5 protein-coding genes and 1 pseudogene are annotated in these 8,729 nt (G+C 40.7%); all 6 read right to left on the bottom strand.

From position 1 onward, the window contains the following. Positions 1 to 458 (bottom strand): FAD-binding protein (locus F1E73_RS15850; RefSeq protein WP_150452487.1); only part of this gene is annotated, 458 nt, incomplete at its 3' end. A gap of 446 nt (positions 459 to 904) precedes the next feature. Further along, a complete protein-coding gene (locus F1E73_RS15845; protein ID WP_086478297.1) occupies positions 905 to 2,482 on the bottom strand; it encodes a RagB/SusD family nutrient uptake outer membrane protein in 1,578 nt (525 codons plus the stop codon). 24 nt (positions 2,483 to 2,506) lie between these two features. Beyond that, positions 2,507 to 5,884 (bottom strand): TonB-dependent receptor, encoded by a 3,378-nt coding sequence (locus F1E73_RS15840; RefSeq protein WP_086477590.1) that lies wholly within the window; start codon positions 5,882 to 5,884, stop codon positions 2,507 to 2,509. A gap of 132 nt (positions 5,885 to 6,016) precedes the next feature. Beyond that, positions 6,017 to 7,177 carry a FecR family protein gene (locus tag F1E73_RS15835; RefSeq protein WP_086477589.1) on the bottom strand — a complete coding sequence of 387 codons (1,161 nt, stop codon included), beginning with the start codon at positions 7,175 to 7,177 and terminating at the stop codon, positions 6,017 to 6,019. 100 nt (positions 7,178 to 7,277) lie between these two features. Continuing rightward, complete coding sequence (locus F1E73_RS15830) at positions 7,278 to 7,826, bottom strand: RNA polymerase sigma-70 factor (RefSeq protein WP_086477588.1); 549 nt, start codon at positions 7,824 to 7,826, stop codon at positions 7,278 to 7,280. Between the two features lie 52 nt (positions 7,827 to 7,878). Then, positions 7,879 to 8,729, bottom strand: a pseudogene (locus tag F1E73_RS17655) (thioredoxin domain-containing protein); the annotation flags it as partial.

Below are 8,729 nucleotides of genomic sequence, written 5' to 3'. Positions count from 1 at the left end.
AGCTTATCTACCTTATCGTAATAGGGTTTTACATCCTCGTATCCAATAGGCCAATCCTCACCATGGCCATCCCTAGTTTTTCCTTTAAAATCTTTAGGTCCAAATCTTAGGGAGATTCGCCCCCAGTGATTTGTTCTCCCTCCCAACATATGGGCTCTAAACCAATCGAATTTTGTCCCGGGCTCACGGGTATAGGGTTCACCTTCAATCTCCCAACCGCCATAAGCTGCATCCCACTCTCCAAAGGCACGTGTGGTACCGGCACCTCTACGGGGGGATTCATAAGGCCATTTAAATTGGGTCATTTGCGCCGGATCCTTAGGATCAAAAAACGGACCTGCTTCTACCACCGCCACATTTAGTCCGGCATCTGCCAATTGCTTTGTAGCCATACCACCACCAGCGCCGGAACCAACAATGATTACGTCATATACTTCTGAGGATTCTTTGATTTGCATAATAGAAATTTAAATTGACGCTCAATATAAGCGTAAAAAAATAATAATTAAAAAATATTTATACCAACAGCCATGGATTGCTACCTATTTGACATAAAACTTAGGAAGTACGACAAGATAGGCTAAGCGTTTAATAACCTCTTAAACAAGGTATGTTTGGCATCCCTTAGGAAGCCTCGCCTCATCTTCAAGATATACCTTTTATATCAATACTTCACTAAGCAAAATAACGAATCAACACTACGGTTCTGTTGGATCTAAACAATCAGCAATTAAATTCATCTTGGTTTCTTCTCAAAATTGTTATCATTATTGAGAAAGGAGTAAGGTTTTACAACCTCTAAATTACCCCATCCATTTAATTGTTCTCTGTTGATAGAACTAAGCTCCAATTTTTCGTTAAAGAAAAATGGAGCTAGCTCATAAGTTATGTATAGTAAAACCGATTAATATCCGTTATTATCGGTTCCTAAGCTAGGATTACGCTGAATTTCTGGCTCAGGGAGTGGTAGCAACATATGCTTTTCCTCAATGGTCTTACCTTGCTCTGTAACATGTCCTATTACATCCACAAACTTTACCACCCCAGGGCTAGTAGCCACTGGAAACTTTCTGGTACGAACAATATCGAACCAGTTTTGAAATTCAAACACCAATTCTCTGTGTCGTTCCACCCATACTTCTTCTACAAATTCATCTACGCCTAACCCAGACAACGATAGTTCCATCGCTGCCATATCGGTCTTCCAATAGGCCCTCCCACGAACTTGAGCAAGGTAGTTCACAGCTTCAGAGGTTACTCCCGTGGACTTTGCGATAGCTTCTGCCCCAATTAGCAACACATCTGCAAAGGTCATCATCGCTTGATCTTTCCCAGAAAGAGCTGTGTTAAACATTGCTTCATCATCATGCCACATATAAGGGGATGTAGGAAATGTTTTGTTTGTCCCTTCCAAGGTGGTGTGAAAATATTGCTTCTCCTGCGCCCTTAAATCGTTATTAGGGTCGTACAAGTCCAAAAAACCATTGGAAGGCTGATATGCTCCATTCGAAATATCATATAGAACATCTTGGGATAATCCTACGGGATAAGAATACCTTGGGAAGGTAGATGGTGCAATAGCCGCATCAAATTCCTTTAAGTAAATATGCTCCTGTGCCGAAGCCTCCGATCTCCTAATTTTATTATAGGCTGAATTCTCCAAATCAATTTCTCCTAGATTAATCTCATCGTGCTGCACCAAACTGTAGGGACCATAGACTCCGTTTATGATATCCTGGGCCAGTTTAGCGGCATCCGCATAGCGATTTGCCTTGAGGGGTGCACCGCTCATGGTAAGGTATACCTTGGCCAACAAGGTCGCAACCGCCCCAGCGGTAATTCGCTTTCCATTGTTCACCATCGTCGTAGTGGGCAACCCACCATTTTCCAATGCGTCCTTTAGATCAGCTTCTATAAGTGCGTAAACATCAGCAATAGGGCTTCTCTCCAAATAAAGGTTTTCCAGGGAATCATACGGCTCGGTAGTCACCGGAACAGGACCGAAGAACCTTACCAGGTAAAAATATGCATAAGCCCTAAAAAACTTTGCCTCTGAAATTAATTGGCTGCGTTCCTCACCAGTAAGTCCGGGAGTTTCAGGAATGTGTTTTATTGCATTGTTGGCCCTAGAAATACCTAAGTACAATTCACGCCATCTATTCTGCAGGTAATTTCCAATATTATCACCGTTTAACGTTAACTGTTGTGTATTGCTGACATGAAGTTCTTGTCCTGCATATTCATTTGAAAAGAAGCCAGACATATAGGCACCCAGCATCAACGGCATGCCACTGTAAACCCCGCCATCCGTCATATTAGGGGCTCCCGTACGATAAAGGGAATTTACCGCACTATAGGCTTGATCCGGTTCCGTGAAAAACTGCTCTGAGGCCAATTCACTTAACGGCTCCTCGTCTAAAAAATCGGAACAAGCGCCAAGACCGGTTACTAATAGAATCAATAAAAAATATTTAGATTTCATGATATACATATTTTGTTTTTTCAATTAAAACTTAAGACTACATCCTAGAGTAAAAGTTCTTGGTTTTGGGTATTGGAAGAAAAAAATATTCTGCCCCCACTGATTACCTCCCCAAGAAGTCGCCTCAGGATCATATCCTTGGAAATCCTTAGAGTGAATTACAAAAGCATTTTCCAAACTTGCATACACCCTCAACCTATTTAAGCCCATAGACTCCAATGCCGATTCGGAAAAGCTATACCCCAATGAAAAGAGGTTGCCTCTTATATAAGATCCGTTCGCAATCCAGTGACTATCTACATGGCTATTTTGACCAGCATATGCCTGATTTCGTATCTCCTGGACCATCGTATTCTGATTTTGCTCGGTCCACCCATCGTATAAAATAGTCGCCAGTCCATTTGCAATACCAGACCGGTCTTCTGTAGAGTGGTAAAACTGCTGCATAATATCCACCCCGCCTACGAATTGTATGTCGGCTGTAAAATCAAAATTCCTATAGTTTACGGTATTTGAGAAGCTACCGGTAAAATCTGGCAATCCTTTACCTAGTATCTTTTTCTCTTTAGAGCGTTTTGCCTCTCCTGGCACGGCACCCACCAAGGCAGCCTCTGCTGCTTCATCGATACCCCAGGTTCCTAAGCGCTCATACCCCCAAAAAGAACTCAAGGATTCCCCAACCCTCAAGATGGTCTGGCTACCCGAGACCCAATGTGGTCCCGGTAAGATATCCTCGTCATTTTCCCCCAAACGTTCAATTACGTTTTTATTATAATTGATATTGAAGGAAGTTTCCCAATTCAGATCAGGAGTAGCGATATTCTGCGTCACCAACATGGCCTCCACTCCTTTATTGGAAACTGCTCCAATGTTATCCCTAACCGAAACAAACCCGGTGGCATACGGAACTGGTCTATCCAGCAGCAGATCGGTTGTTTCCTTGTAATAATAATCGAACTCAAACCTAATCCTATTATTAAAAGCCCCGAGGTCCAAACCAATATCCAATTGACTTGTTTTTTCCCATTCTAAATCGGGATTCGATAATCTATTAACCGAACTTGCTGCTACCCTTGTTCCATTGAGTAAAACCGTACCAGAGGAAACAGTAGCCAAGGAGCTGTAGGCAGGAATTTCCGTGTTACCGGTAATTCCGTAACTAGCCCTTAGCTTAAGTCGATTGATTTTTTCACTTTCGTTTAAAAAATCTTCTTCGGACAACATCCAACCCAACCCGGCTGAAGGGAAGAATCCATATTTGTTATTGGCCCCGAATCTAGAGGATCCGTCAACCCTTCCTGTTAAGGTGACCATATATTTATCCTTTAGCGTGTAACCAGCCCTCAAGAAATAAGAGTTTAATGCCCACTTACTATAGCTGGAAACCGGGGCACTTGGATTACTGGCGGAACCAATGTTGTTGTATTTAAAGAAATCATCACTAAATCCACGGGCCTGAATATCGGAAGACTCGAATACATTCTCTTGCCAACTCAACCCTAGCATACCATTGAATCTATGATTATCGACCTCCTTTTGGTAGGTCAAGTAGTTTTCTTGCTGCCAGTAGGTACTTTTAGCATTGTAAATTCTTGCAAAACCATTGGGAGCTGAAATATTCACCAAATCACGGGGTGAATATTCTTGCTTATTGTTCACACGCTTATCAAACCCGAATTGTGTTCTAAATTCCAGTCCAGGCAAGATATTGAATTTAGCGAAAGCATTTCCAAAGATTTGATTCCTTTCCCAAAGTCTATCCTGAGTTTCCAATACATGTACTGGGTTGGCCATAGCCTCCAGGTTATAGGCATCTTCAATATCAAAACTATTACTGTAAGTACCGTCAGGAAATTTCACTGGGAATATAGGAGGCATTTCTATCATCGTTCTTCTGGGAACTTGTCCGCCACCCCCTTCTTCGAATTCTTTTTCCTTAACGTTATTCACCATTAGATTGATACCTAGGGACAACCAATCTTTTGGGTTTATATCATAGGCGATCTTTCCACTTATTCTATCCACGTCATTGTTCAACATTATTCCTTCCATATGGGAATAATTAAGGAAGGCTCCTATTGAAGATTTCTCATCACCGCTCTGAATACTTAGTTGATGGTTATTGGAAATAGCCGTTCTTGTAGCTTCCTCCTGCCAATCGGTGTCATACAGAGGATTCCCGGAAGAATCAAAAAGCCTTGGGTCATTGGTGGTAAAAACAGGCACCGGACCATCTGGCCTATATTTAGGCGTATTTTCCATACCTATTCTAACCACATCCAACCACTCTTCAGCATTTAACAAATCCATCTTGTTTTGCATCCTTCCAACACTGACAAAACCATCATACCCAATCGTCATTCTGCCGGTTTGCGTACCTCGTTTAGTTGTAATCAACACCACTCCATTGGCACCACGGGCTCCATAAATAGCTGCTGAAGAAGCATCCTTCAACACTTCCATACGTTCAATGTCATTTGGGTTTAAGTATTGGATATCCTCCATAGCAACCCCATCTACAACATAGAGCGGAGTTGAGGAAGAGTTGATGGTACCAACACCTCTTATTACTATTTTCGGTGCTCCGGATGGGGATCCTGAATTTAGAAACACATTAACCCCGGCAACTTTTCCTTGTAGTCCTTGAAGTGAATTGTTTACTGGAGCCTGTAGCAGATCTTCATTACTAAGTACACCCACAGCACCAGTTAAATCCGATTTTCTTTGGGTACCGTACCCAACTACTACAACTTCGTCCAAGGAAGATGCCTCCACCTTCATAACCACTTCAAGGTTGTTTTGATCACCTACCAAAACCTCATAATTGGCATAACCAATGGAAGAAAAAACCAATACATCATTAGCATCAGCCGCTATTGTAAACATACCGTCAAAATCGGTCGCAACTCCCCTATTGGTTCCTTTAATTACAACACTTACCCCCGGAATCGGGATTCCATCAGAATCCTTTACACTACCGGAAATTTCTTTCTGTACGGTCTCACGATCTACAGAATCGTCACTGTTGGATATAATTTTCTCTTTGGGCATTAATCGCACCTGTCTGTTATTATACACAGCATAGGTAGTTTTAGAATTCTTGAATAATTCATTCAATACAACTTCGATGCTTTTATTTTGAATCTGAATAGTTACCTTTCTATTCAGATCAATATTTTTGTCCCGAAACAAAAATCTAAACTCAGTATCCGCTTCAATTTTCTCTAGGACCTCCTTTAAACTGGCATTCTCGAAATGCAGGGATATTTTAGTAGTTGTTATATAGTTGTTGGCTTGCGTAGAAAAAATGGCAAATAACAATAATACAGCAGTAAGGTGTATTCTTAGATCAACGTTAAAAAGGCTTCTGGGTAGCAGCCCTTTAGGATTCTTCTTTTTCATATTTTAGTTCAGTTATTTAATCAGTTTAGAATCTATATTCAATTACTTTTTTTGGGCAAGGAATGGTCGTTTTTTTCCTAGATATCGCCCGTTGACATAAATTTTCATTCTAAAATCATAATCATATCATTTTTAAGGGTTTATAATTATTTTATTATCATCGATGGAATAGGTAAAGGGTCGCTCCAATTTGAGGTAATCCAAAACATCGGTAACGCCCTCGATATCAATATGAAAGGAAGCCGTGAAAATTTCCGCATTCAGTGTATGATCGTTATTTATGATTTCCACATTATAACTCCTTTCCAATCTCTCCAAAATAGTTTTAAATGAGGTACTCTTAAAAATCAATTCCCCATCCATCCAACCGGTATAGAGGCTAACATCCACCTCCGAAATAGTAATATTTTCCTCTTTGCGATTCCAGGAAGCCATTTGACCTGGTTTCAGCAAAGAGCTTTTTACAGGTTCTTCAACCTTATACAGTTGTATGGAACCTTCTGTTAAGACTGCCGATATCTCCGAATTTTCGGGATAAGAGGAGAAATTGAACTTAGTTCCCAAAACCTTCACCGCTATTCCATTGGAAACAACCGAAAACGGGTGGATCGAATCCTTGGTAACCTGAAAAAATGCTTCACCGTCCAAATAGACTTCGCGAGTACGCCCCTTGATAAAATTAACAGGGTATTTCAAGGAACTACCGGCATTTAAGGTTACCCTTGTTCCATCGGATAATCGAACTCCGTAGCGCTCTCCCTTAGGAATAATTAGCTCATTGTATATTAGTTCCTCTATACCGGCCTTATCATCATATATTAATCTCCCGTTTTGCAGCTTCACAGCTACCTCTCCATTTCCATATAAGGTCTCCATACTGTCCAATGAATTGACATTTACGCTACTACCATCCTCTAAGCGCAGCGTTATTCCATTTACTTCAATGTTTGAGTTTTTACTATTATTCTGAGTAGAATTAGTATAAATGAAATATGCCAGCCCTATCACCCCTAGGAATACAGCTGCCAGTTTTAATACTGGGCGTAAGCGAACCCTCAATGTATTCTTCTCCCCAGTAATCCTCCGATAGCGCAACTCCTTTTGCTGTTCAAATACTTTCCGCAATTCCCTGCGCTCGCGTATTTTATCGGGATCGGTTAGATTATGGAGGATATAGGCTTCATCCTCTTGATTGAATTCCGATTTTAGATCAATACCTTTTTGATCTTCTCCTTTTAAAATATAAGTAGCCAACCTTTTTGACAACCCTAAAAACTTCTTTAATCCAGGCATGCATTTATTGATAAATCGAGAAAGCGAATATTGCTCCCTCTTACTATAAGACGATAAAAAATATGAAGTGGGTGAAAAAAAAGTTACAAAATTGAGATATTCATACTAGATACATCAAAATTATAAGAAGTAAGTCCTTTTCTAAAAGTAACCTGAGTTGACGATAAGCTACTTTTTTTTGTGATTTTATGGTATTCACAGAAAGATTTAGACGGTCTGCTATCTGTTGATTCGTCATACCTCGCATCCCAAAACGTATGACATTTTTATGCTTCGTGGGCAAGGAATTCAATGCTCTTTCGATGATCTCGGAGGTCTCTACGAGCACAAACTCCCTTGCGAAAAAGCTTTCTTCTTCTAGCTGCTTATGATCCACGCTGATATGTTTCTCCCTTTTTTGTGAATAGGAACTCTTTAGAAAGTCCAAGCACTTGTTCCTAACAGCGGAATAAAGGTATGGTTTTGCCGACGCTTTATCCTTTACCAATAGTTCTTTCTGCCAAATTTTAAGGAAGACATCTTGCACTACATCTTGGGAATCCTCAATATTCTCCAAATATTTATGTGCAAACAAACACAAAGGGATATACAGTGAATCGTACAACTCCCTGTATTCCTTTGGTGTTATTAATACTTCATTACCGGACAAGGCCCAAGAAAATTAAATTGACACATTTATTGAAGCACATAAAATAACAGCATCAAAAATTCCTCATTTGCTCCAAAGCCTCCTCCTTGGTCCCTACCGGAAGTTTACAGGTGTGGTCTTGGCATACATATATATAGGTACCATCACTGTCATAACGATCCTTGAACAATGGGGCCTCGCTTTCCTTATCGCTCCCCACAATCAGGGTGTTAGGAAGATTTTCCCGATGCAGGTCGGCTAGTAACTCGGATGCCTGATCCCCTACCACGGCAATCTCAAAAAAGGGATAAACCGATTTTAGCAGCAACGAATTCCATTTGGAATAACTGTTAGGATTTGTTTCTATTGCAGGTACCATAGAAGACAGCATGGACTTCGCCTTATTGGTGGCCTCTTTGTTATATTCAATATGACCAAGGAGCATCAAGTTCTCGGCCATTACAGAATTGGGCGAGGGCAATACCCCGTCGTCTGTCTTTATTATTTTAGAGATAAGCTCTTCATCCTCCTTATAGCTATACATCCCCGAAGCTTCGTCATTAAACTTATCTTGGGCAATCTGCGTCAGTTTCTGCGCAATTTTCAAGTATTCTTCAGACATAGTAGTGCTATATAACTTTAGCGAGGCATTGGCCAAAAAGGCATAATCTTCCAGAAATCCATGATCTACCTTACTGCCTTCCTTATAAGAGTGTATTAAATGATCTCCTTTAAGGCCTTTTTCCTTAAGAAAGCGGAATACCTCTTCGGCTTTTTCTAAATATGAAGCTTCCCCAAACGTATTATAGGCATCTACTAAACCATTGATCAACAATGCATTCCAAGATATTATAATCTTATCGTCTATACGAGGACGAGGCCTCTTATTCCTGGCCTCAAGCAATTTCTCCTTCCACTCTTCCC

It is taken from the genome of Arenibacter lacus, from assembly GCF_008711145.1.
Classification (GTDB): Bacteria; Bacteroidota; Bacteroidia; order Flavobacteriales; family Flavobacteriaceae; genus Arenibacter; species Arenibacter amylolyticus.
The sequence above is the reverse complement of the archived record's forward strand: the minus strand, read 5'-3'. Positions and strand labels throughout refer to the sequence as shown.